Genomic DNA, 20,967 nt, shown 5'->3' with positions numbered 1-20,967 from the left:
CGATGCAGAGCGTAGCGATGAGGAGGAGCGGCGCAATTGAGTGAGGCCATGCAGTGAGGATCGCGGTCACCGGGGCCAGCGGCGTGCTCGGCCGCGGCCTCGCCGCCCGGCTGCTCAGCGAGGGCCACGATGTCACCGGGCTCGCCCGCCACCGTCCCGAAAGCTGGCCGAGTGCAGCGGAGTTCGTCGGCGGCGACATCCGGGACACCGCCGCCGTCAAGCGCGCCCTCGTCGGCGCGGACGTCGTCGCGCACTGCGCCTGGGCGAGAAGTCGCGACCGGGACGAGCGGATCGGCCACGAGGTCAACATCGCCGGCACCCGCAACGTGCTCGACGCGATGGCCGAGACCGGTGCCAGGCGGATCGTTTTCGCCTCCTCGGCGCACGTCTACGGCGGGGGAGGCACGCCGAAGACCGAACGCGACGCTATGACCCCGTTCGCCGCCGACGGCCACTTCAAGGCCCGCGTCGAACAGATGCTTGCGGAATCGGCAACGGAATGGGTCGCGATCCGCAGCGCGCTGATCCTCGGCCGAAGCGTCGACAACTGGGTGCGCCGCCTGCTCGCATTGCCGGTGCTGTCCGACCGGACGGGCGGTCGCCCCATGCAGGTTGTCCACCTCGATGACGCGCTGAGGCTGTTCAACCGCGCGATCGTGGAGGATGGAATCGGCAGCGGCCCAGTGAATCTCGCCGCCCCCGGCGAACTGACCTTCCGCCAGATCGCTGCAGCCCTCCACCGCCCGGTTGCGTCGCTGGGCTTTGAATCGGCGAAGCTGCGCCTGGTACAGGATGCTCCACTCATGGACATCTCGCGGCTGCGCGAAGGGTGGGGATTTCGGCCGGCCTGGGAATCCACCGAATGCGTCGAGGATTTCGCGCTGGCGGTGCGCGGGCGGGTCACAGTGGGGAAGCGGGTGCTAGCGCTGCCCTGGCGGCTCGCCAACATCCAGGACCTCCCCTCGGTCGACACGCCCAGCGACGACGGGGTGAAGCCCGATTGGGCCGGCGCGCCAGGGGATAACGGGGAGTTCGACACGCCGATCGACCCTCGGTTCCCCACGTTTTTGGCCACGAACCTGTCCGAGGCGCTACCCGGCCCGTTCTCGCCGGCGTCGGCATCGGCGACGGTGCGCGGGCTACGCGCCAGCGCCGTGTGCGTCGCCGAGCGGTTGCGGCCCGGGGGCATGATCCAGCGCGAGATCGCCATGCGCATGGTGGCGGTGTTCGCCCACCGGCTCTACGGCGCCATCACGACCGCCCATTTCATGGCCGAAACGGTGCCTTTCGTCAAGCCGTCGACGGTCGTGAGCAACAGCGGGTTCTTCGGCCCGAGCATGGCGGCCCTGCCGATCTTCGGCGAGGAGCGCCCGCACTCCGAAACCAGCCGCATCCGCAAGCGACTCCGGACCGTTCGCAACATCGGGGTGTTCGGCATCAACCTGCTCGGCCTGTCCGCCGGCGCGCCGTTGGACACCCGCGATTTCGTTGCCGACGTCGATCGCCTGGAACGTCTGGCCGACGGCGATCTCACTCGGCTCGACGATCGCCGGCTGCTGAGCCTGATCTCGTTGGCGCGCGACCAGGTGGTGCACGGCTGGGTGCTGGCGGCGGGCTCATTCCTGTTGTGCGCGGCGTTCAATGTGCTGCTGCGCGGTTTGTGCGGGCGAGACATCACCGCGCCCGGCGGGCCGGAATTGGTCAGCGCGCGTTCGGTGGAGGCAATGCAGAGATTGGTGGCCGCCGCGCAGCGCGATCCCAAAGTCACAGCGTTGCTTGCTGAACCGGGGGACCGGCTGGACAAGCTGGCCGTGGAGGCACCGGAATTCCATGCCGCGCTGCTGGCCGAGCTGGCGCTCATCGGACACCGAGGTCCGGCCGAGCTCGAGATGCTGTCGACCAGTTATGCGGACGACCCCGAGTTGTTGGTCCGGATGGTGACCAGGGCGATGAGCGCGCCGACGGCACCGGAGCCGCGGCACCCTCGGATTCCTTTGCGGGCCAAGCCCGTTGCGGCTCTGGCCACGCAGCAACTGCGAGACCGCGAAGTCCGCCGCGACAAGGTGGTGCGGGCGAACTGGGTGCTGCGCACGCTGCTGCGCGAATACGGGCGTAGGGCGGTCGAAGCCGGGATCTTCGGAGCCCCCGAAGATGTCTTCTATCTGCTCGTCGACGAACTCGACGCGCTACCCGCAGACGTCGGCGGTGTGGTGGCCCGCCGCCGGGCCGAGCAACGCCGCCTGGCCACGGTCGTCCCACCGACGGTGTTCAGCGGAAGCTGGCGGCCGAGCGCGACCTCGTCGCCGACGCTCAGCAGCGGGGGCACGCTGCGGGGTGTCGGCGTGTGCGGGGGACGGGTGCGCGGCCGGGTGCGGGTCGTGCGGCCGGAAACCATCGACGACCTCCAACCCGGTGAGATTCTCGTCGCGGAGGTCACCGACGTCGGGTACACGGCGGCGTTCTGCTATGCCGCCGCCGTCGTGACCGAACTCGGCGGCCCGATGTCACACGCCGCGGTGGTGGCCCGCGAATTCGGATTCCCTTGCGTGGTGGACGTTCAGGGGGCCACCAAGTCATTGCCGTCGGGGGCTCTCGTCGAGGTCGACGGGGCGACGGGCGAGATCCACGTGCTGGAACTGGCCCCACACGACGGTGCCTCGTCGCCGGGCGGCGGTCGCGACGTCTAAGAGCCGGCCGCAGCGTCGAATTCGATCAGCAGATCGAGCGGTCCGCTCAGCCCCAGCATCGGTTTCCAGCGTGATTCGGTGACCCGGTGCGGGTTGGTCATGCGCCGGGCAAGGACTTTGAGGGCTCCGGCAAGTTCGGTTCGGGCCAGATTGGCGCCAAGGCAATAGTGGGCGCCGCCACCGAAGGTCAAGATGGGCGGCGGGTCGACGCGGGAGATGTCGAAGCGGTCCGGGTGGGAATAGACCTCCGGATCACAGTTCGCCGCATAGGTATTCACCGAGATGAAGGTCCCGGCCGGAAAGGTGTGATCGGCGAAGGTGACGTCGTCGAGGACCGTGCGGAGCGTGGTGCATACCGCCGGCGAATGCCGCATGCATTCCTCGACGGCTTGCATCGCGAGGCCGGGATTGTCGCGGAGCATCGCGAGCTGGTCGGGATGATCGCACAGCGCATGCATGGACGCGGCCAGCTGATTGCGTGTGGTGTCGGTGCCGGCGCTCAGGATGCTGAACGCCAGTATGCGCATCTCCGCGTTGCTGAGTCGGTCACCGTCATCCTGGGCCCGAATCAGTTCGGAGATCAGGTCGTCGGTCAGCCGACTACGCCGCTCGGCGATCATGTCGTCGATGTAGGCGTCGAACTCGTCCCAGGCCCGCATGACGACGTCCTGTTCGTCGAGCAGGTTGGAGTCCAACCGCACGATCTTGAAGATGTCCTCCGCCCACAGTGAAAAACGCTCCCAGTCCTGGGGAGGTGCGCCCAACAGCGCGCAGATGATCGGGATCGGGTAGGGCCGGGCGATGTCGGTGACGAAATCACACCGGCCGGCGTCGGCGACGCGATCGACCAACTCGTTGATCACCGTGTCGATGGTGCCTTCCATGCGCGCGGACGCCCGCGGCGTGAAGGCCTTGGACACGAGGCCGCGCAGCCGGCGATGCTCCTCGCCCTCCATGCCCAGGATGGTGCCGAGCACCCTGTCATAGAGCGGGCCGGAGGTTATCCCGCGAGCGGTCATGTGCATGCCGGGCGGAAACACGAACCGGGGATCGCGAAGTATCGCGCGGGCGAGCTGGTAGCCGAGCACCTCCGGTCCCAACGGCCCGAGGGCGATCGGCGACCGCTTGCGCGCCTCGTGGATGCGCGGGGCGACCTCGTGCACCGTCTCGGTGAGGTCGTAGTCCAGCGTCGGGAGTCCCGCGTCGAAGACGCTGGGCGCCATCGGCAGGTCGGCCAGATCGAGCTCGGGAATTCCCCGCGAGTCACGAGGTTGGGCCATGTCGTCTCCAATCACGGAATGTTGGTCGCCAGGAATGTCAGTGGCAGTCCCAGGATCGACACGTCGTTTTCGTCGAGATAGGTGCCCTCGCCCTCCATGCGCTGCCGGAAACGCGTTGTCGCACCGTAGCGCTCGGCGACGGCGTCGGCCCCGGAGGCTTCCGGGACTCCGATGACCACGGTGAACACGCCGTCGCCGTGGCGTTCGAGGAACTCGGTCACCGAAACGGCGACCTCCCCGGTCGACCCCGGGATCGGGCTGATCAGCTCGATGCCCCGATTCCAGTCGAGGTGGATGTCCAGGCCGAGCTCGGCCAGCTGCAGCGGCTCGAAGACGAAGCCCAGATCGCTGAACATTTGTGCTACGGCCGCATGTCGGTGCGGTGCCACGGCGAACACGACGTGATGGAGCGAGGGTTCGTGTGGTGTCGTCATGTTGTCAGGACTCCGCGCGGAAGTAGCAGCGGCAGGTCGGTGTAGGTGACGATGCCGGGGGGCGCGGCGACCACGGCCGGTATCGCGGTGATCGCCGGCACGGCGGTGATGGTGAGGCCCAACATGATGTAGTCGTCCAAGGTCGTGCCCTCGAAGTCCGGCGGCGGCAGGAAGCTCAGCGTGGTCTTGATCGTCGGCCGGCCCCGCACCTCGACGGTGTAGCCCATGTCCAGCGGCCAATCCGGTTCCAGCGCTTGTCCCTTGCGCCATTGCCCGCCGATCTCGATGATCTCTCGGCCGGCCACAATCCCTTTCCAGCGAACGTGGATTCCCGCGACGCAGCCCTTCGCGATGATCCAGTCCCCGGGCAGGTGCAGATCCTCGGTGGTCTGGGCGTACTCCGCTTCACAACGGACCTCGTCGAGCTCGACGCCGAGGGCGTCGGCGAGCAGCAACACGCCGTCGCCGAAGATGCCGGATCCTTTCTCGGTGACAGCCGGTAGGTCCGGATGGTCGACGGGATAGCCGAATCCCATGGGGATTTCGGTCGCCGGCGAGTTATAGATCGTGGTATCAAAGGACTCCAGTACCGACACCTTGTCCACCCGCTCCGAGAGGCCCGCCGACACGATGGCGAAGAGCTGGATGAAACCGGGGTTGATGCCGCTGCCGAAGATGCTCGATCCACCCATGTCGCACGCCCGCGCGATGCGCTCCCGTCCCGCACCCAGGAAGTGACCGGTGATGAACCCGGCCGTGCCCACGACGTTGATGCCCGCGCCGAGGATGTGGACCAGCTCGTCGACGTCGGCGAACATCGGGTTGTAGACAATACAGTCCGGCTTGAGTGCGAGCAGCCCCTCAATATCGTTGGTGGCCTTCACCTCCAGGGATTCGATCCCGCACAGCTCGCCGACGTCGCACCCGGCCTTCTCCGGCGACCAGGCATAGCATCCGACGAGCTCGAGCGTCGGGTTTGCGGCGATCGCCTTGACCGAACTCTTGCCGACGTTACCGGTCGTCCACTGGACGACCCGATAGGTCAACGGGCCGGCCCCGTCATGGGTGCGGCACCGCCTGCTGTGGCGAAGCTTGCCGAGCCAGCCTTTCGTCGTGGATCCTGACGAGCTCGCGGAATCCCAGCCGGTGGTACTTCGGTATCGGCTGGATGCCCCAGACGTCCTGTGCGGTGGCCTTGCCTTCGGCGCCCTCCGGCGGCCCGAACGGCGGGTAGGGGTACTTGCACTCCAAAGTGTCGTTGGAGTATCTGATCTTCAGCAGCTCACTACAGATCTCGGTGAGGCTCAGCGTCGGATACCCGTAGTACACCGCCATGAACGGCAGCGTGAAGGCGCCCTCGACCACCAGAGCCACCAGGCACACCAACACGGCGCGCTTGATCCATTTATGCATTCGCGCGTAGTACGGCGTGGTCCCCGGCTCGAGATCGGTGGGCGCGTCTTTGTCTTCGGTGGTTGGTGCGGTCATGGCGCTGTTCCTTTTAGTCGGAGAAGATTTCGCGATTGACGGTGTGCAAGTACGGGATGGCGAGGAACGGGGTGATGTAGAAGATGTCGTAGAGCCACCAGCCGATGACCGGGAACACGACGCCGGCGTAGCGCACGTCGGCGAACATCGTCATGTTGAACACGTAGGCGGACCAGATCACCACGCCCATCCAGCAGGTGACGACCATCCACTGATGACCCCAGCGCTTCATCTGTAAAAACCCGATGGCCGCGGCCACCCGCATCGAGAAGACGGTGAGGATCAGGCCTGCCACATAGGCTTTCTCGCCCGGGCCCGCCGCGCCGCCGACCCACAGCTCGTTGTAATGCCAGAAATAGCCGGCGTCGAACATGTTGCCCCACCCGACCATCAGCACTCTGTTGATCAACGTGTGGTTGGCGACCAAATCCAGCGCCCAACCCAGGCTGTTGAGCATTCCGTCGATCAGGACCAGATAGCCGATCAGCGTCACGATCATGGGCCGAACCGACAGGCCGGCGCGCAGGGCTTGGCGCTGCAGCCATACCCCGCGCATGAAAATGGGAAATCCGATGAGGCCCGGCGCCCACATGCCCATCAGGGCGGCGCCGACGATCATCCACTTGTCGGCGTGGCGCTGAGCCCGGCGTGATGCGTCGTGGTGGTCGTCGAGGCTGGGCGAGCCGTTGGGTCGGTCCGGTGCAGCTCCCGAATTCCGTTTCAGCAACGGCACATTCACAGGTCCCACCACCCCCGCGCAAACGACATGTAGAGCTGGATTCCGAACATCACCAGCAGGTAGCCGTAGATGAAAATTTGGAAGACGATGAGCGCCCTTTTGCGCTTCTCCTCCTGTCGGTCCATGCCGGTTGCTCCTTTCTAAGAAGTGCTCGAGGTGTTCGAGGTGGCCAGGCTGGCCGCCGCGACTTCACGCAGACCATCGGTGACGGCGCCGTCTGTGCTCAGCGGCGCGAGTATGCAAGCGTCGGCCGCTTCCAATTCGGTTGCGCCGGCGGCGATCAATTGAGCGGTGGTGACCAGCACCCTGGTCGACGGCGGTTCGAAGTGGAAGGCGTCGTCGGCGGTGCGGATCGCCACCGCGCAGCCGACGAGCCGCCGGGCGGCGGCCAAGGGGATTCCGGATTCGGCGACGATCACGTCGGCCTCGCGGTCCGGCGGCAGGTACTGCATCGTCAGCGTGACGAACCGCTGGCGGAACGACGGTTTGAGCTCCTTGAGTGAGCTGCGATAGGCCGGATTGTACGAGCACACCAGCATGAACTCCTCGGGCGCGCGCACCACCTCGCCGGCGCGGTCGAGGTACAACGAACGGCGGTGATCGGTGAGCGAATGCAGGATCGCCAACGAGTCATGGCGAGCTTCGACGACTTCGTCGAGATAGCAGATCGCGCCGGCCTTGACCGCCCGGGTCAGCGGGCCATCGGTCCAGACGACGTCGCCGCCGGTGACCATGAAGCGGCCGACGAGGTCGGAGCTGGTGAGGTCGTCGTGGCAGCTGATCGTGACGACGGGTCGTTGCAGCAGTGAGCCCATGTGTTCGACGAACCGGGTCTTGCCGCACCCGGTCGGTCCGGTGAGCATCACCGGTATGCGTCGCCGGAAGGCCTGCTCGAACAGCTGAACTTCGTTGGCGTTGGCGAAATATGTGTCGGTGGTCATCTCTTCCTCAGATGGTCGGCGTTCACGCGGCGACCAGTTCCCGATGGACATGGGCCAGTACCCGGGGCAACTCCTCGATGCGCCGGATTCGTTGCGATCGGCGGGGCCCGAATACCTCGGGAAGGGGATCGACTCGGGTCGGTCCCACACCCACGTAATACATCGACACACCGGCGTCGTTGGCCTCCTCGACGGCGTGTGCGGCATCGGCCCAGGCGTACCGGCCCTCGTAGCCTTCGTCGGAGATCAGCCCGTCACCGATGACGATCACCAGGCGTCGCTCGGAGGGCTGGGTGAGCAGCCGGTTGGTCAAATGACGAAGTGGCGCACCGAGTCTGGTGTAGCCGCGGGTGGACAGGCCCAGCCCGCTCGGCGGCACGAACCGGCGGTCTTCGAAGTCCTTGAGGCACCGCACTTCGACCCGATGTCGGGTGTTGCCGGTGAACACGAACACACCGTGGCGTTCGCGGGCGAGCGTCATGGCGCGCGAAAGCGCGTCGGCGCAGGCCAATTCGAGCTGGAACACGCGACCGCCGTGCACCCCCAACGACGAGCTGCCGTCGAGCAGCAGTGCGGTGGTGACGTCGCGGCTGCTGGGCAACAGGTCGCGGAATACCCTCGGCTCCTTGGCCGCACCGGTCGTCAGGTCGATGTAGTGGTTGACGTATTGGTCGACGTCGAGGTCGGAGCCGTCTTCGAGACGGTTGGTCATCGCCCGGTGGGTGTGTTCTTCGAACCACTTGCGGACGTCGACGGCCACCGGCACAGGACGGCGGGTGTGTCGGGTGTCGGCGTGCTCGATGACGGCGACGTGATCGTGCATGAATCGCTGTGTCCACATGTTCCATTCGGGATAGGGAATCCCGGGCCGATGCTGAGGTGTGACGTCGAGATCGTTGTCCTGCGGCCGGCTCGGCGGCGGCAGGTTGGGATTGCGGACGCCGCCATCACCGCCGACCGGAACCGAGTACGGCCGGGGGAGGCGCTTCTGCGTGGTGGTCCACGGCATCCTGCCAAAGCTGCGCCGCAACTTATCGGTCAGCCCCTGCGGCGCCGTGTGGGCCAGCGGCAAGGCGCCCAGCAGCGGATGGACCGTCAATTCCCGGCCGGTGGTCGCCAATGCGATTGCCCGGCTGAGCATCTGCGTGGCATCCATGTCGGCGGCTTCGGTGCCGACCTCGGGGAGCAGCCGTTGGATCTCGGGTAGCAGGCCGGGCCACCGCGAGGCTATCCAGCCGACGGCGACGCCGGCCTCGATCAGCGTGAGCGCACGCAGTTCGCGAGCGGATAGCTCGTTCAGGCGATATTCGGTGACGCGTTCCTTTGATGGCGAACATTGCAGGGCCACACCGCAGGTCATGGTCCTGCGTGTCCAATCGGACTTGGCGGGATCGGGCGCGGGATAGGGGACATGAACGAACGTGAGCGCCGCGTTCAGCCCGAAGCTGCGCCGGTCACCGGTGACGAGCCGGACGCCTTCGCGGCGTTGCTCGCTCAGCGCGACCGCCGTCACGGAACAGCTGCGTTCCAGCGCCATCGCGTGGCCGTCGGAATGCTCGGTCATCGGGCGAATCCCGCGTCGCGCCTACCCGGCCGGTTCAGAACGTGCCGATGTTGGAGAACAGCCAATACCAGAACCAGATGATCAGTCCGGTGCCGCCCCACGCGGCGACATAACGAAGGATTTCCCATAGATACCCCATGATGTGACTTCCTTGGTGACGTAATGGATTTCGGCTCGCGCATTTCAGTCGGAGAAGAGCTCGCGGTTGACGGTGTGCAGATAGGGGATGGCCAGGAACGGGGTGATGTAGAAGATGTCGTAGAGCCACCAGCCGACGACCGGCAGCACGACACCGGCGAAGCGCACGTCGGCGAACATGGTCATGTTGAACACGTAGGTAATCCAGATCACCACGCCCATCCAGCACGTGATGACCATCCACTGGTGGCCCCACCGCTTCATCTGCAGGAAGCCGATGGCGGCGGCGATCCGCATGGTGAAGACGGTCAGGATCAGGCCGACCTCCAGCGCCTTTTCGCCGGGGCCGGCCGCGCCCCCGACCCACAGCTCGTTGTAGTGCCAGAAGTAGCCGGCGTCGAACATGTTGCCCCACCCGTTGAGCAGGACGCGGGCCAGCAGCGTGTGGTTCGCCACCAGGTCGAGCGCCCATCCGACGGTGTTGATGGCGGCGTCGATGATGACGAGGTAGCCGAGCAGCGTGACCAGCATCGGCCGAACGGAGAGACCTTCTCGTTGGGCCCGGCGCAGCAACCGCACTCCCCAGAGAAACAGCGGCAGCCCGAAGACGCCCAGCGCCGCGGTGCCGATCAGCAGGCTGCCCGAGATAAGCCATTTGTCGGCCTGACGCTGCGCGACGTGTGAGCGCTCCATGTGCTCGTCGATCGTCAGACCCGGTGGGGCCGCGCCCGCCGATGGGGTGGCCGCGGCGCCTCCGGCATCACGCTGGCCCAGCTTCGGCAGATTCACGCACCCTCCCCGGCGGCGACACTGATTGGATCGGCTTGAGCACTATAACAGGCTGACTGTAGTCAGCAGAAGAAGCCGATGAAGTTCCCGCCTCGATTGCGGGGAATCCGCCATGATCCCTGTGTTTAATGTACCGCGCAACGTAATGCCTGCGGTACGCGTGCCGTCTCGCACCCGATAAGCGGTGCGTTCGTACTGACGAAAGTCAGCCTGAAAGCCGTTGACACACCCGCCGGGAGACGCCTACGCTCATCCAGCGCTCAGGCGTTCTGGCCACGCAAAGGAGTAGCGATGAAGCTCAAGTCGCCGGCCGAGCAGAAATATCGCGTAATCCAGTGGGGCGTCGGCAATGTCGGAACGGTCGCGCTCCGTCATTTCGTGCACAACCCTGCCTACGAACTGGTCGGAGTGCTGTGCAATCGTCCGGAGAAGGTGGGCAAGGACGCCGGTGAACTGTGCGGCAAACCGCCGACCGGCGTGCGGGCGACCACCGACAAGGCCGCCATCGAGGCGCTCGACGCCGACTGCGTGTTCTATGCGCCGTTGTGGTCGGACCCCGACGAGGTCTGCCGATTACTGCGCGGCGGCAAGAATGTCGTCGCGTCGGGTGGTGCATGGTGGTATCGAACCGAGCACAGTCAGGCGGACATCGACAAGATCGACGCCGCGTGCCACGAGGGCGGCACGTCGTTTCACGCCGGTGGCGTCAACCCGGGGTTTGCCGGAGACCTGCTCGTCCTGACGCTGGCCCGAATCGTCAGTCAGATCGACACCATTCATATCTACGAGGTGGTGAATTTCGGGCGGGACACCCTGAAGTACCTCCATGAGATGGGGATGGGCAGCGATCCGGCCGGGTTCGAGGATGGCCCGAACCTGTTGGGGCAGGCATGGCCGTTGTTCGCCCAGTCGATGGCGATGGTCGTCGAGGGGATGGGTAAAACGGTCGAGAAATACACGACCGAGGTGGAGCTCGGGACCGCCACTCGCGACATCCCCTTCGAAGGAGGGGAGACCAGCGACATGCCGGGCTTCACGGGCGTGATCAAGAAGGGCACCGTCGCTCGCCAGCATCACAAGTGGACGGCGTGGGTGGAGGGTAAGCCCCTCATCGTTTTTCACGAGATATACACGATGGATACCTTCGATGCCATTGAACCGCAGGAGGATTGGCCTCAGCATTATCACTACCGGATAGTGATCGAGGGTGATTCATCGACGGAACTGATCTTGCAGGGGGCGCAGGACCCGAATGGGGGCTACGCGCTGCCCGGTTACACCTGGACCGCGATGGGCCCGGCGAACGCCATTCCGGCCGTCTGCGATGCTCCGCCGGGGTTCATGTCCCACAAGGAACTCGGGCTCATGCCGCTGCGGGGCGTCATACGGCCCTAGCGTCAGGGCTTCAAACTTCGCAGCGTCCTCGCGACGTAGTCTTCCAGCAGGGTGTGGCCGGTCGGCCAGTGATTGGTGGTGATCAGCAGGGCGTAGAGGCCCAGCAGGAAGAACACCGCGCTGTTCATCGGATCGACTTCCGGATCCGCCTCGCCGCGTTCTTGCGCCTGCGCGATTTCCTGGGCGACCAGGACGATCAGAGGGTGGTCCCTGCCGTCCTCGGTTTGCGGGCGGGTCTGGGAGAAGTGCAGCGCGAGAAAGTCATTGAACAGCCGGTCGCCCAGTCGGCGTTCCAGCCCGATCACCAGGCGGACGGCCTCGTTCAATGCGGAGGCAAGGTCGTGCTTGGACTTCAAGAATTGCGCGAACTGCTTGGCGATGCGGTCCTCTTCGCGGCGCTCGAGCTCGAGCAGCACATGTTCCTTGGTGGGGAAGTGGAAGAAGAAGGTCCCGTGCGCGACGCCCGCAGCGGCCACGATGGCACTGACATCGGCCTCGGCCATGCCGGCGCGGGCGAACTCCGCGATGGCGGCGCCCATCAACCGCTCCCTCGTCTGCAGGCGCTTCGCTTCGCGTGCCGACAGGCGATCCGTCACAGCCATTTCTTTCCTCACGGTTGACCCGGCTCATGTGAGAGTCGCGGGGCTCACCGACCCATTATGCCGTGTCCGCACCAGAAAGGCTTGCATTACTTGATCATTGTCAGATAGTCGCCGCTAGCGCGGCCATCGACCACAATGATTCGTTGACTTTAGTCAGCAATGTTCATAGATTGAACGGCGCACCACACCACGCGCGATCGAAGGAGCTCGGCATGGCGTTGGAACAGTTCCAGCTGGACGGACAGGTCGCGATCGTCACGGGCGCCGGGAAGGGTGTCGGGGCGGGCATCGCGCGGGTGCTGGCGGAGGCGGGCGCCACGGTGGTCGGGACCGCACGCACCGAGGCGGATATCGTTGGCACGATTGAGGGTATCGAGGCCGCGGGCGGCAAGGGGTTAGCGCTCGTCGCGGACGCGATGAGCCGCGCCGATTCGGAGCGTGTCGTGAACACCGCGATGGAGCGGTTCGGCCGCCTCGACATCCTCGTCAACAATGTTGGCGGTTCCACCTATGCCCGGTTTTTGGACATCACCGACGAGGATTTTCGGCACACCTTCGACTGGTGCGTGACGTCCGCGTTCATCATGAGCCAGCTGGTGGCCCCGCACATACTCAGTGCCGGGCACGGTTCTATCGTCAACATCTCGTCGGGCTCCGCGCGGTTCGGCATCCGCGCGCTGACCGCCTACTGCGTTGCGAAGGGCGGCCTCGAGGCGCTAACCCGCGCCATGGCACAAGAACTCGCCCCCAAGATTCGCGTCAACGCCATCGCCCTCGGTTCGTTCGCCACCGATGGCCTGAAGGGCAGCCTGGATCTGATGCCCGGGTCGCTGGAGAAGATGCAAGAGGCCACACCGCTGCATCGCCTGGGCGATGTCGAGGATCTCGGGCGGCTCACGGTGTATCTGTGCACGCGCGACTGCTACGCGACGAATGCGATCTTCCACGTCGACGGCGGCATCGACTCGAACAATTCGCCGCTGCCGATACCCGATTACTGACCTGGACCGCGATTCGACGCGGCATGATGGGTCATCTCCGACCGCTGGAAGGATGAGGGTAAGTGCGCAGAGTCATTCAGTTCTCCACCGGAAATGTGGGCCGGCATTCGTTGCGGGCGATCATCGGCAGACCGGATCTGGAACTGGTCGGAGTGCACGCCGCCGGCGCCGACAAGATCGGTAAGGACGCGGCTCAGCTCTGCGGGCTGGACGAGCCGACCGGCGTCATCGCCACCGACGATGTCGACGCGCTGCTGAGCCTCGGCGCCGATTGCGTCGTCTACACATCGCAGGGTGAGACCCGGCCGATGGAGGCCATCGATCAGATGGCCAAGTTCCTCGCTGCGGGCGTCAACGTCGTTGGCACGTCGATGGTCTGGCTGGTCACGCCCCGCCATGCCGACGAGTGGTTGCGCGAGCCCTTGGAGCGCGCCTGTAAGGCCGGCAATACCTCGCTGTATGTCAACGGCATCGACCCCGGCTTCTCCGGCGATACGCTGGTGCACTCGGCGGCCAGCCTGACCACACGGATCTCGTCGATCACCGTGCAGGAGATCTTCGACTACGGGAACTACGACGATGCCGAGTTCACCGGTGCAGCAATGGGTTTCGGATCAACTGAGGACGACGATTCGCCGATGATGTTCCTGCCCGGGGTGATCGTGTCGATGTGGGGCGGTCAGGTCCGGAGTCTGGCTGACAACCTGGACATCAAGCTCGACGAGGTGCGCCAGCGCGTCCAACCGTGGTACACCCCAGAACGCATTGAATGCACGATGATGACGGTGGAGCCGGGACAGATGGGGGCGGTGCGCTTCGCCACCGAGGGTGTGCGCGACGGCAAACCGGTGATCACTCTCGAACACGTCACCAGGCTCACCACCGCCGCGGCGCCCGACTGGGAATTCCCGCCCGAGGGTCACACCGGGGTGCACCGGGTCGTCGTGGAGGGCGAACCACGGGTGGAGATCAACACCCACGTCTCCCACCCGGTGCTGGATTCCACTGACGCAGGGTGTATCTCGACGGCCGGCCGGGCGGTCAACGCGATCGACTGGGTGTGCAACGCGCCCCCGGGACTCGTCGCGGTCGAGGACATCCCGCTCTCGGCGACGATGCGCGGCCTGATGTGGAACGAGCGGTAGCGGACCCGAGGTGAGCGCACTCCCGGGACGCGTCGCCGGTAAACGCGTACTGATCACCGGCGCCGCCCGCGGTATGGGTCGCAGCCATGCGCTACGGCTTGCCGAAGAAGGCGCGGACCTCATCCTGCTCGACATCTGCGAATCCTTGCCCCAGATCGAATACCCCTTGGCCACAAGGCAAGAGCTCGACGAAACAGCACGATTGGTGACCGACCTCGGCCGCCGCTGCGTGTGCTATGTCGTCGACGTCCGTGACGGCGAGCGCGTGCGTGACGCGGTCGACGACGGCGTCTGGGTGCTGGGCGGGCTGGACGGCGCGGTGGCGAACGCCGGTGTGCTGACGGTGGCGTCGTGGGACAAGACGACTGCCGATCAGTGGCGCACGGTGGTCGACGTGAATCTGATCGGAGTGTGGAACACGTGTGCGGCCGCGGTACCGCACCTGCTCGAGCAGGGCGGAGGCAGCCTGGTCAACGTCAGCTCCGCCGGCGCCATCAAAGGCTTTCCGCTGCAGACGCCCTACACGGCGGCCAAGCACGGCGTCGTCGGCTTGACGCTGGCCTTGGCCAACGAACTGGCGGCACAGAACGTGCGCGTCAACACCGTACTTCCCACGGGTGTGCCCACCGGGATGGTTCCGCCGTCGTTCGGGCCTCTCCTGGGCGAGCAGCGGTCCGATCTCATTCCCATCTTTGTCAATGCGATGCCCACGCCTGCCGTCGAGCCCGCCGACGTCAGCAGCGCAGTGCTGTTCCTGCTCTCGGACGAGTCCAGATACGTGACGGGGCTCGAGTTCAAGGTCGACGCGGGCGTGACCATCAACTGAAGGTTCGAGCGAAACGCGGCCACGCCGGCCCCGAAGGCAGTTTGCGCGTTCGTGCTGCGGGTGGGTGGGGTAAGCGATAGAAATAGCTGACCTCAAAAAGGAGGGCTTATGACTAAGGTCCGGACGTCCGCGCTTGGCCTGACGGCCACCGCACTGCTGCTCGGCGCCACGATGGTGGGCTGCGGCGAGGACAAGAGTTCGACGGGGTCATCGGGTTCGACCTCGTCGTCGAGCGCGGCCATCTCGTCGAGCCCTTCGCCCTCACCGGGGGCGCCGGCGGACTACAGCTCCTTGCTGATCAAGCCCGCCGACATCGGGCCCAACGCCACCGCTGACGGGCCGCCGACTCAGAATCCCGGCGGGATTGTCGGCGTGGGACAGGTCTTCAAGAACCCCGACGGCAAGCGCACCATCGTCGATACCGTCGCGGTGTTTCCCGACGCGGCCACGGCCGACCAGACGGCCGCGAACATGCGAGACGTCGTCGGCAAAAAGGTCAACGGCCAGCAGCAGCCCATCGACATCGGCTCCAACGGGTTCATGGTGATCGGGCAGGGAACCGATCCCGCCAACCCGATGGAGATCTCCGAGGTGGTATTCATCGAGGGCAGGGCCATGGTCGACCTGGAATCCGACTGTGTCATCGGCAATCCCACGCCGGCCGACATCCTGCTTGATCTCGCCCGCAAACAGGACGCCGCGATCAAAGCGGGCCTGCCGGCCAGCTGAGCGGTCGCCCCTTCACAACGGCCAGCCGTCCGGTGGCAGCGTGTAGCGCAGGGTGGCGGCCGGGGGCAATGGCCGTCGTTCATCGACCGATATCGCGTCGACAACGAGGGCGACGTAGCGTCGCCAGCCGTCGCTGTTCGAATCCATCGTCGACAGCACGCCGAAGAGCATCGCGATCAGGCGAGGAAGGTCGTCGCTGACCAGATCCGCGCGGATGCTGCCGACTCGTTGTCCTTCGCGGGCAAGCTCGGCGAGCGCCGCGTTGAGCGACACCGAGATGTCCGACGTGAGGGACCCGGCCCGGCGTGCGGCGGCGAGCAGGCTGTGTTCCCGGGCGCCCAGCGATATCGCCGCCTCGATCAGTTGGGTGAGCCCACGTAGTGGATCCTTCGCGAGCCGGGCACTGCCGATCACCGGGGTGAGATCCTCGGCGATGCTTTGTTCCAGCGCCGCCAGGACGAGGTCCGCCTTGGTGGGGAACCTGCGGTAGAGGGTTCGTTCACCGACGCCCGCCCGGCGGGCGACCGCCTCGACCGGGGCGTCGGGGCCCAACTCGCCATAAACCTCGCGCGCCGCGCGCAGAATGCGCTCGACGTTGCGTGCCGCGTCCGCCCGTAACGGCCGGTCTTCCACCGCGGTCATTGTGACAGCGTAACTGACAGTTGACTACCGACTATCCTCCCTTTACGCTCTACAACTGGCAGATAACTGACACTTAATGGGAAACATAGGTCATGTCAATATCTTTCGAGACGTCCGGTTCCTGCTCTGACGCCGAACTCCCGGTGCTGCCGGTGCCGCGGCTCGCGCAGTGCCCGCTGGCGCCCCCGGCTGAGTTCGCGGACTGGCGGGAGGGGGACGGGCTACGAAAGGCGATGTTCCAGGGCAACCCGGTATGGGTGGTGAGCCGCTACCAGGACATCAGAGCGGCGCTGGTCGATCCGCGATTGTCCGCGAAGACCATTCCGGACTCCATCATGCCGACCGACGCCGAGAACAAGGTCCCGGTGATGTTCGCGCGGACCGACGATCCCGAACATCAGCGATTGCGGCGCATGATGACGAGCAACTTCACCTTCAGGCGGTGCGAATCGATGCGGCCGCACATCCAGGACATGGTCGACCACTATCTCGGCCAGATGATCGACAATGGTGCGCCGGCCGATCTGGTGCGTGAATTCGCCTTGCCGGTGCCATCAATGGTGATCGCGCTGCTGCTGGGAGTGCCGCCCGACGATCTCGAACTTTTTCAGCACAACACCACCAAGGGGCTCGACCAGAAATCCACCGACGCGGAAAAGGGACAGGCGTTCGGGGCGATGTACGCCTACATCCAGGAGTTGGTGCAACGCAAGGAGCGCGAACCCGGCGACGATCTGATCAGCCGTCTGATCACCGACTACGTCGCGACGGGCCAACTCGATCACGCGACCACGGCGATGAACAGTGTGATCATGATGCAGGCCGGTCACGAGACCACCGCCAACATGATCTCGCTGGGAACGGTTGCGCTGCTGCAGCATCCCGGTGCGTACGAGCGGTTGGGCCAAACCGAGGATCCCGCCGTCATCGCGAATTTCGTCGAGGAACTGATGCGTTATCTCAGCATCGTGCACAGCCAGGTCGACCGCGTGGCGACCGAAGATCTTGTGATCGGCGGCCAGTTGATCCGCGCCGGAGAGTTCGTGATGATGAACCTGCCCGCCGGGAACTGGGACACCGAATTCGTCGACGATCCGGAGAGCTTCGACATCGATCGAAACGCGCGCGGACACTTGGGCTTCGGATACGGCGCGCATCAATGCATCGGGGCGAACCTGGCCCGCGTCGAGATGCAGGTCGCGTTCGCCACGCTGGCGCGTCGCCTACCCGGGCTCAAAGTGGCGGTACCGCGGGAGGAGATGAGGTTCAAGGACGCCAACATCTATGGCATGAAAGAACTTCCGGTGAGTTGGTGACGAAGGCGACGAACGAGCTGCGGTTCGACCGGCAGGTCGCCGTGATCACGGGCGCCGCCGGGGGATTGGGCAAGGAATACGCGCTGCTGCTGGCGTCGCGCGGGGCCCGCGTCGTGGTCAACGACACGGGCGGGTCGGTGACCGGTGACGGCTCGAACGCCGAGGCGGCAAGCGCCGTCGTCGAAGACATCCAACAGCGGGGCGGTGAGGCGATCGCCGACGGTCACAGCGTGACGAATCCCGAAGGTGCAGCGGCCATTATCGACGCCGCCGTGAGCGCCTGGGGGCGCGTGGACATCGTGATCAACAACGCGGGCATCGTCGGTGACGCTCCGTTCGAGGAGATGACAGCCGAGCGGCTCGAACCCCTGGTGGACGTGCACCTCAAGGGCGCGTTCTATGTGATTCGTCCCGCGTGGAAGGTCATGCGCGAACAGCGGTACGGTCGCGTGCTCAACACCTGCTCGGCCGCGGGAATCCTTGGTGCCGAACGCATGAGCAACTACGGTGCGGCCAAAACGGGGTTACTGGGCCTGACGCGTGTGCTCGCCGCCGAAGGGGCCGCACACGGCATCAAGGTCAATGCCATTTCCCCGATCGCTTACACGCGGATGTTGACGCATTCGCTCGACGGGGCAACCGGGCAGCAGACCGTCGAAAATGATGCGGCGTCGCGAGCGGTGTTGAACGACCTTGTGGGCCAATACCTCCAGAAACTGGACCCCGCGCAGGTCGCGCCCGTCGCGGCCTTCCTCACCCACCGGGATTGCCCGGTTTCGGGTGAGATCTACACGGTGGGCGCGGGCCACGTCGCGCGGTTCTTCATCGGCAGGACAAGGGGTTTCTACCGTCGCGGGCTATCCATCGAGGACGTGCGCGACCACCTCGACGAGATCCGCGACGAGGACGGATACACCGTTCCGGGCGGCCCCGGTGACGAGATGAGCGAGCTCTTCGCGAGCATCGCGGGGGACCTCAGCAGCTGAACGCCGTGCCGACCCCGTCGGGCGGCGGCACCGGCCGTAGACAGCCGAACGGCTCGATGCCGGCAGGGCTGAATTTGGCCGCCGACTGGTGCGCGTAGTTCACGCAATACAGGCCGGCTTGATCGGCGCGGCACCGATAGTCACCGAACGACAGCGAATCCCCGTTGGCCAGCTCGGGCCCGTTGCCGTTGACGAACGGACCGGGGTCGGCCCGCGCGGCTCCGACCTGCAGATTCACCCCGTCGAACGTCACCCAACCGGCCTGCCATTCGCCGTAGGCCGTCGCGGGCGCCGGTGCTGGAGTGGTCAGCTTCGCCAGGCAGACCAGGGCGCCGCCGGTGTGTTGGGAATCCGTCGTACAGGAGACTTTGCCGGCCGCGCCCACCCACGCGATGTCGTCGCCCAGCGGTGTGGCCACGCCGTCGCGGGTGGCCGTGTGATAGCGCCCCGGATCGGCGGGGTGGCCCGCCTCTATCCACGCGATGACGTCGGAGATCGCGGCACCGTTGGCCGGCGCGGCGGATGTTCCCGGCGATTTGCTCCCCGACGGCCCGGCGGATGTCTGGGTGGTGCTGGGCGTCGGCTCGGAATGGCTGCCCGTGGTGTGTGAGCACCCGGCGACCAGTAACGACGCGGCGATCATCGCAGCAATCCGCATGCAGCCAGGCTAGCCGCCGCGCCGGGTAATTAAGACGCTGTGCGCGCGTTACGGACGGCATGTCGGTTACGGTCGGGTTATGCATGACCGGACTGTCCGCGCACGCACGGCCCTCGGCACCGTCGAAGGCTTCACCCGCGACGGGGTCAATCGGTGGCGGTCGATCCCGTATGCCCGTCCACCGGTGGGAAACCTGCGCTTGCGGGCGCCGCAGCCGGCGGCGCCGTGGTCGGGGGTCCGGCACTGTCACGGCTTCGCTAATTGCGCGCCCCAGCAGCGCCGTTACACCCTGCTCGGCCTGTCGGGTATCGGAGGCCGTTATCAGCCCATGAGCGAGGACTGCCTCACCCTCAATGTGGTGGCGCCCGAGGCCGCCGAGGGGCCGCTACCCGTCATGGTGTTCATCCACGGTGGCGGGTATTTCCTGGGCAGTTCGGCAACACCGCTGTACGACGGGGCGGCGCTGGCGCGGCGGGGGTGCGTGTACGTATCGGTGAACTATCGGCTGGGCGCGCTCGGGTGTGTGGACTTTTCGTCGCTGTCGACGCCGGAGATCACCATCGACAGCAACCTGTACCTGCGCGATCTGGTGCTGGCGTTGCAGTGGGTTCGCGACAACATCGCCGGATTCGGCGGCGACCCCGACAATGTGACGATTTTCGGCGAGAGCGCGGGCGCCTGTATCACCGCCTCCTTGGTGGCGGTGCCCGCCGCCGAAGGCCTGTTCGCACGGGCGATCTCGGAAAGCCCCGCCTCGGGTCTGGTGCGGTCGAAGGAGGTCGCCGCCGAATTCGCGAACCGCTTCGCCGGCCTGCTCGGGGCGCGCAGGCAGGATGCCGCCGACGCGCTGATGCGGGTGTCCGCGGCCCAACTGGTGAAAGCCCAACATGCATTGATTGACGAGGGCATGCAGAACAGGCTGGGCGCCTTCCCGATTGGCCCGGTGGTCGGTGACGACATGCTGCCGATGGATCCCGTCGAGGCGATGCGGCGCGGCGAGGCGCACCGGGTGCCTCTCATCGTGGGCACCAACGCCGAAGAAGGGCGGCTGTTCACCCGGTTCCTGGCGATGTTGCCGACCAACGAGGCGATGGTCGAGGAGCTGCTGGCCGAGGCGGAACCCGCTATCCGCGAACGCATTACCGCCGCCTACCCCGACTATCCCGAGCGGGCGGCGTGCATCCAGCTCGGCGGTGATTTCGCGTTCGGCTCGGCGGCCTGGCAGATCGCCGAAGCCCACGGCACGCACGCGCCGACCTACCTCTACCGGTATGACTACGCCCCGCGCACGCTGCGCTGGTCGGGTTTCGGCGCCACCCATGCCACCGAGTTGCTGGCGGTTTTCGACGTCTACCGCACCAGATTCGGTGCGTTGTTGACGGCGGCAGCGGATCGCCGCGCCGCGTTGCGGGTGAGCAACCAGGTGCAACGACGCTGGCGCACCTTCAGCCGCACGGGTGTCCCGGGGGAGGACTGGCCTCGCTACAACGCCGCCGATCGCGCCGTGCTGGTCTTCGACCGGAAATCCCGCGTCGAGTTCGATCCGCACCCGCACCGCCGGATGGCATGGGACGGCTTCTCACTTGCGCGCTGACCTGGCACGCTAA

General features: G+C 65.9%; 21 protein-coding genes. 9 read left to right on the top strand and 12 right to left on the bottom strand.

Annotation, left to right across the window (positions count from 1 at the left end; translation table 11 throughout):
• The first annotated feature begins 53 nt into the window (after positions 1 to 53).
• Complete coding sequence (locus tag EPN51_RS14975) at positions 54 to 2,687, top strand: sugar epimerase family protein (protein WP_293043871.1); 2,634 nt, start codon at positions 54 to 56, stop codon at positions 2,685 to 2,687.
• On the opposite strand, the gene EPN51_RS14970 is transcribed toward EPN51_RS14975, so the two are convergent.
• From EPN51_RS14970 to EPN51_RS14930, 9 genes are all read right to left on the bottom strand, one after another.
• Positions 2,684 to 3,910: a cytochrome P450 gene (locus tag EPN51_RS14970; RefSeq protein ID WP_293044089.1), complete on the bottom strand. Its 1,227-nt coding sequence runs from the start codon at positions 3,908 to 3,910 to the stop codon at positions 2,684 to 2,686. The genes EPN51_RS14975 and EPN51_RS14970 overlap by 4 nt on opposite strands.
• 68 nt (positions 3,911 to 3,978) lie before the next feature.
• Positions 3,979 to 4,401 (bottom strand): hypothetical protein, encoded by a 423-nt coding sequence (locus EPN51_RS14965; protein WP_293043869.1) that lies wholly within the window; start codon positions 4,399 to 4,401, stop codon positions 3,979 to 3,981.
• On the bottom strand, positions 4,398 to 5,447 hold the full coding sequence (locus EPN51_RS14960; protein WP_293043867.1) for a dihydrodipicolinate reductase: 1,050 nt from the start codon (positions 5,445 to 5,447) through the stop codon (positions 4,398 to 4,400). Before EPN51_RS14960 ends, EPN51_RS14965 begins: the two co-directional genes overlap by 4 nt.
• 13 nt (positions 5,448 to 5,460) lie before the next feature.
• Entirely contained in the window at positions 5,461 to 5,889 is a 429-nt protein-coding gene (locus EPN51_RS14955) for a hypothetical protein (protein ID WP_293043865.1), read from the bottom strand.
• Positions 5,890 to 5,902: 13 nt separating this feature from the next.
• Positions 5,903 to 6,628 (bottom strand): hypothetical protein, encoded by a 726-nt coding sequence (locus EPN51_RS14950; RefSeq protein ID WP_293043863.1) that lies wholly within the window; start codon positions 6,626 to 6,628, stop codon positions 5,903 to 5,905.
• On the bottom strand, positions 6,625 to 6,753 hold the full coding sequence (locus EPN51_RS14945; protein WP_255353594.1) for a hypothetical protein: 129 nt from the start codon (positions 6,751 to 6,753) through the stop codon (positions 6,625 to 6,627). Before EPN51_RS14945 ends, EPN51_RS14950 begins: the two co-directional genes overlap by 4 nt.
• A gap of 15 nt (positions 6,754 to 6,768) precedes the next feature.
• Positions 6,769 to 7,569 (bottom strand): CbbQ/NirQ/NorQ/GpvN family protein, encoded by an 801-nt coding sequence (locus tag EPN51_RS14940; protein ID WP_293043860.1) that lies wholly within the window; start codon positions 7,567 to 7,569, stop codon positions 6,769 to 6,771.
• Between the two features lie 22 nt (positions 7,570 to 7,591).
• The gene (locus EPN51_RS14935; protein ID WP_293043859.1) at positions 7,592 to 9,133 is read right to left on the bottom strand and encodes a MorD protein; all 1,542 of its coding nucleotides are present in this window, start codon (positions 9,131 to 9,133) and stop codon (positions 7,592 to 7,594) included.
• A 183-nt stretch (positions 9,134 to 9,316) separates the two neighbouring features.
• Positions 9,317 to 9,964, bottom strand: a complete 648-nt coding sequence (locus EPN51_RS14930; RefSeq protein WP_293044087.1) for a hypothetical protein — start codon at positions 9,962 to 9,964, stop codon at positions 9,317 to 9,319.
• Between the two features lie 387 nt (positions 9,965 to 10,351).
• Between EPN51_RS14930 and EPN51_RS14925 the strand changes: the two genes are divergently transcribed.
• Positions 10,352 to 11,455, top strand: coding sequence for a dihydrodipicolinate reductase (locus EPN51_RS14925; protein ID WP_293043857.1), 1,104 nt, complete (start codon positions 10,352 to 10,354; stop codon positions 11,453 to 11,455).
• A gap of 2 nt (positions 11,456 to 11,457) precedes the next feature.
• Here the strand turns inward: EPN51_RS14925 and EPN51_RS14920 are convergent, their stop codons facing one another.
• Positions 11,458 to 12,057: a TetR/AcrR family transcriptional regulator gene (locus EPN51_RS14920; RefSeq protein ID WP_293043855.1), complete on the bottom strand. Its 600-nt coding sequence runs from the start codon at positions 12,055 to 12,057 to the stop codon at positions 11,458 to 11,460.
• A 212-nt stretch (positions 12,058 to 12,269) separates the two neighbouring features.
• Between EPN51_RS14920 and EPN51_RS14915 the strand changes: the two genes are divergently transcribed.
• From EPN51_RS14915 to EPN51_RS14900, 4 genes are all read left to right on the top strand, one after another.
• The gene (locus tag EPN51_RS14915) at positions 12,270 to 13,058 is read left to right on the top strand and encodes an SDR family oxidoreductase (RefSeq protein WP_293043854.1); all 789 of its coding nucleotides are present in this window, start codon (positions 12,270 to 12,272) and stop codon (positions 13,056 to 13,058) included.
• A 62-nt stretch (positions 13,059 to 13,120) separates the two neighbouring features.
• The gene (locus tag EPN51_RS14910; RefSeq protein ID WP_293043853.1) at positions 13,121 to 14,203 is read left to right on the top strand and encodes a dihydrodipicolinate reductase; all 1,083 of its coding nucleotides are present in this window, start codon (positions 13,121 to 13,123) and stop codon (positions 14,201 to 14,203) included.
• Positions 14,204 to 14,213: 10 nt separating this feature from the next.
• The gene (locus tag EPN51_RS14905) at positions 14,214 to 15,029 is read left to right on the top strand and encodes a mycofactocin-coupled SDR family oxidoreductase (RefSeq protein WP_293043852.1); all 816 of its coding nucleotides are present in this window, start codon (positions 14,214 to 14,216) and stop codon (positions 15,027 to 15,029) included.
• A 108-nt stretch (positions 15,030 to 15,137) separates the two neighbouring features.
• On the top strand, positions 15,138 to 15,758 hold the full coding sequence (locus EPN51_RS14900) for a hypothetical protein (RefSeq protein ID WP_293043851.1): 621 nt from the start codon (positions 15,138 to 15,140) through the stop codon (positions 15,756 to 15,758).
• A 12-nt stretch (positions 15,759 to 15,770) separates the two neighbouring features.
• Here EPN51_RS14900 and EPN51_RS14895 read toward each other — a convergent pair whose 3' ends face one another.
• Positions 15,771 to 16,400 carry a TetR/AcrR family transcriptional regulator gene (locus EPN51_RS14895; protein WP_293043850.1) on the bottom strand — a complete coding sequence of 210 codons (630 nt, stop codon included), beginning with the start codon at positions 16,398 to 16,400 and terminating at the stop codon, positions 15,771 to 15,773.
• 92 nt (positions 16,401 to 16,492) lie between these two features.
• On the opposite strand from EPN51_RS14895, the gene EPN51_RS14890 reads away from it, so the two are divergent.
• Positions 16,493 to 17,716: a cytochrome P450 gene (locus tag EPN51_RS14890; protein WP_293043848.1), complete on the top strand. Its 1,224-nt coding sequence runs from the start codon at positions 16,493 to 16,495 to the stop codon at positions 17,714 to 17,716.
• Positions 17,713 to 18,702, top strand: coding sequence for an SDR family NAD(P)-dependent oxidoreductase (locus tag EPN51_RS14885; protein WP_293043846.1), 990 nt, complete (start codon positions 17,713 to 17,715; stop codon positions 18,700 to 18,702). The genes EPN51_RS14890 and EPN51_RS14885 overlap by 4 nt, the downstream gene beginning before the upstream one ends.
• Here the strand turns inward: EPN51_RS14885 and EPN51_RS14880 are convergent.
• Positions 18,692 to 19,360 carry a hypothetical protein gene (locus EPN51_RS14880; RefSeq protein WP_293043844.1) on the bottom strand — a complete coding sequence of 223 codons (669 nt, stop codon included), beginning with the start codon at positions 19,358 to 19,360 and terminating at the stop codon, positions 18,692 to 18,694. The genes EPN51_RS14885 and EPN51_RS14880 overlap by 11 nt on opposite strands.
• Before the next feature lie 79 nt (positions 19,361 to 19,439).
• Between EPN51_RS14880 and EPN51_RS14875 the strand changes: the two genes are divergently transcribed.
• On the top strand, positions 19,440 to 20,954 hold the full coding sequence (locus tag EPN51_RS14875) for a carboxylesterase/lipase family protein (RefSeq protein WP_293043842.1): 1,515 nt from the start codon (positions 19,440 to 19,442) through the stop codon (positions 20,952 to 20,954).
• Positions 20,955 to 20,967: the final 13 nt, after the last annotated feature.

It is taken from the genome of Mycobacterium sp. (genome assembly GCF_004298145.1).
Lineage (GTDB): Bacteria > Actinomycetota > Actinomycetes > Mycobacteriales > Mycobacteriaceae > Mycobacterium.
This window is presented reverse-complemented; position numbering and strand designations above follow the sequence as displayed.

Bases quoted from the DNA above. Each gene is read 5' to 3' on its own strand.
- EPN51_RS14970 (WP_293044089.1), bottom strand. From the start codon at position 3,910: ATGGCGCCCAGCGTCTTCGACGCGGGACTCCCGACGCTGGACTACGAC.
- EPN51_RS14965 (WP_293043869.1), bottom strand. From the start codon at position 4,401: ATGACGACACCACACGAACCCTCGCTCCATCACGTCGTGTTCGCCGTG.
- EPN51_RS14955 (WP_293043865.1), bottom strand. From the start codon at position 5,889: ATGACCGCACCAACCACCGAAGACAAAGACGCGCCCACCGATCTCGAG.
- EPN51_RS14945 (WP_255353594.1), bottom strand. From the start codon at position 6,753: ATGGACCGACAGGAGGAGAAGCGCAAAAGGGCGCTCATCGTCTTCCAA.
- EPN51_RS14940 (WP_293043860.1), bottom strand. From the start codon at position 7,569: ATGACCACCGACACATATTTCGCCAACGCCAACGAAGTTCAGCTGTTC.
- EPN51_RS14935 (WP_293043859.1), bottom strand. From the start codon at position 9,133: ATGACCGAGCATTCCGACGGCCACGCGATGGCGCTGGAACGCAGCTGT.
- EPN51_RS14930 (WP_293044087.1), bottom strand. From the start codon at position 9,964: ATGGAGCGCTCACACGTCGCGCAGCGTCAGGCCGACAAATGGCTTATC.
- EPN51_RS14925 (WP_293043857.1), top strand. From the start codon at position 10,352: ATGAAGCTCAAGTCGCCGGCCGAGCAGAAATATCGCGTAATCCAGTGG.
- EPN51_RS14920 (WP_293043855.1), bottom strand. From the start codon at position 12,057: ATGGCTGTGACGGATCGCCTGTCGGCACGCGAAGCGAAGCGCCTGCAG.
- EPN51_RS14915 (WP_293043854.1), top strand. From the start codon at position 12,270: ATGGCGTTGGAACAGTTCCAGCTGGACGGACAGGTCGCGATCGTCACG.
- EPN51_RS14900 (WP_293043851.1), top strand. From the start codon at position 15,138: ATGACTAAGGTCCGGACGTCCGCGCTTGGCCTGACGGCCACCGCACTG.
- EPN51_RS14895 (WP_293043850.1), bottom strand. From the start codon at position 16,400: ATGACCGCGGTGGAAGACCGGCCGTTACGGGCGGACGCGGCACGCAAC.
- EPN51_RS14890 (WP_293043848.1), top strand. From the start codon at position 16,493: ATGTCAATATCTTTCGAGACGTCCGGTTCCTGCTCTGACGCCGAACTC.
- EPN51_RS14880 (WP_293043844.1), bottom strand. From the start codon at position 19,360: ATGCGGATTGCTGCGATGATCGCCGCGTCGTTACTGGTCGCCGGGTGC.
- EPN51_RS14875 (WP_293043842.1), top strand. From the start codon at position 19,440: ATGCATGACCGGACTGTCCGCGCACGCACGGCCCTCGGCACCGTCGAA.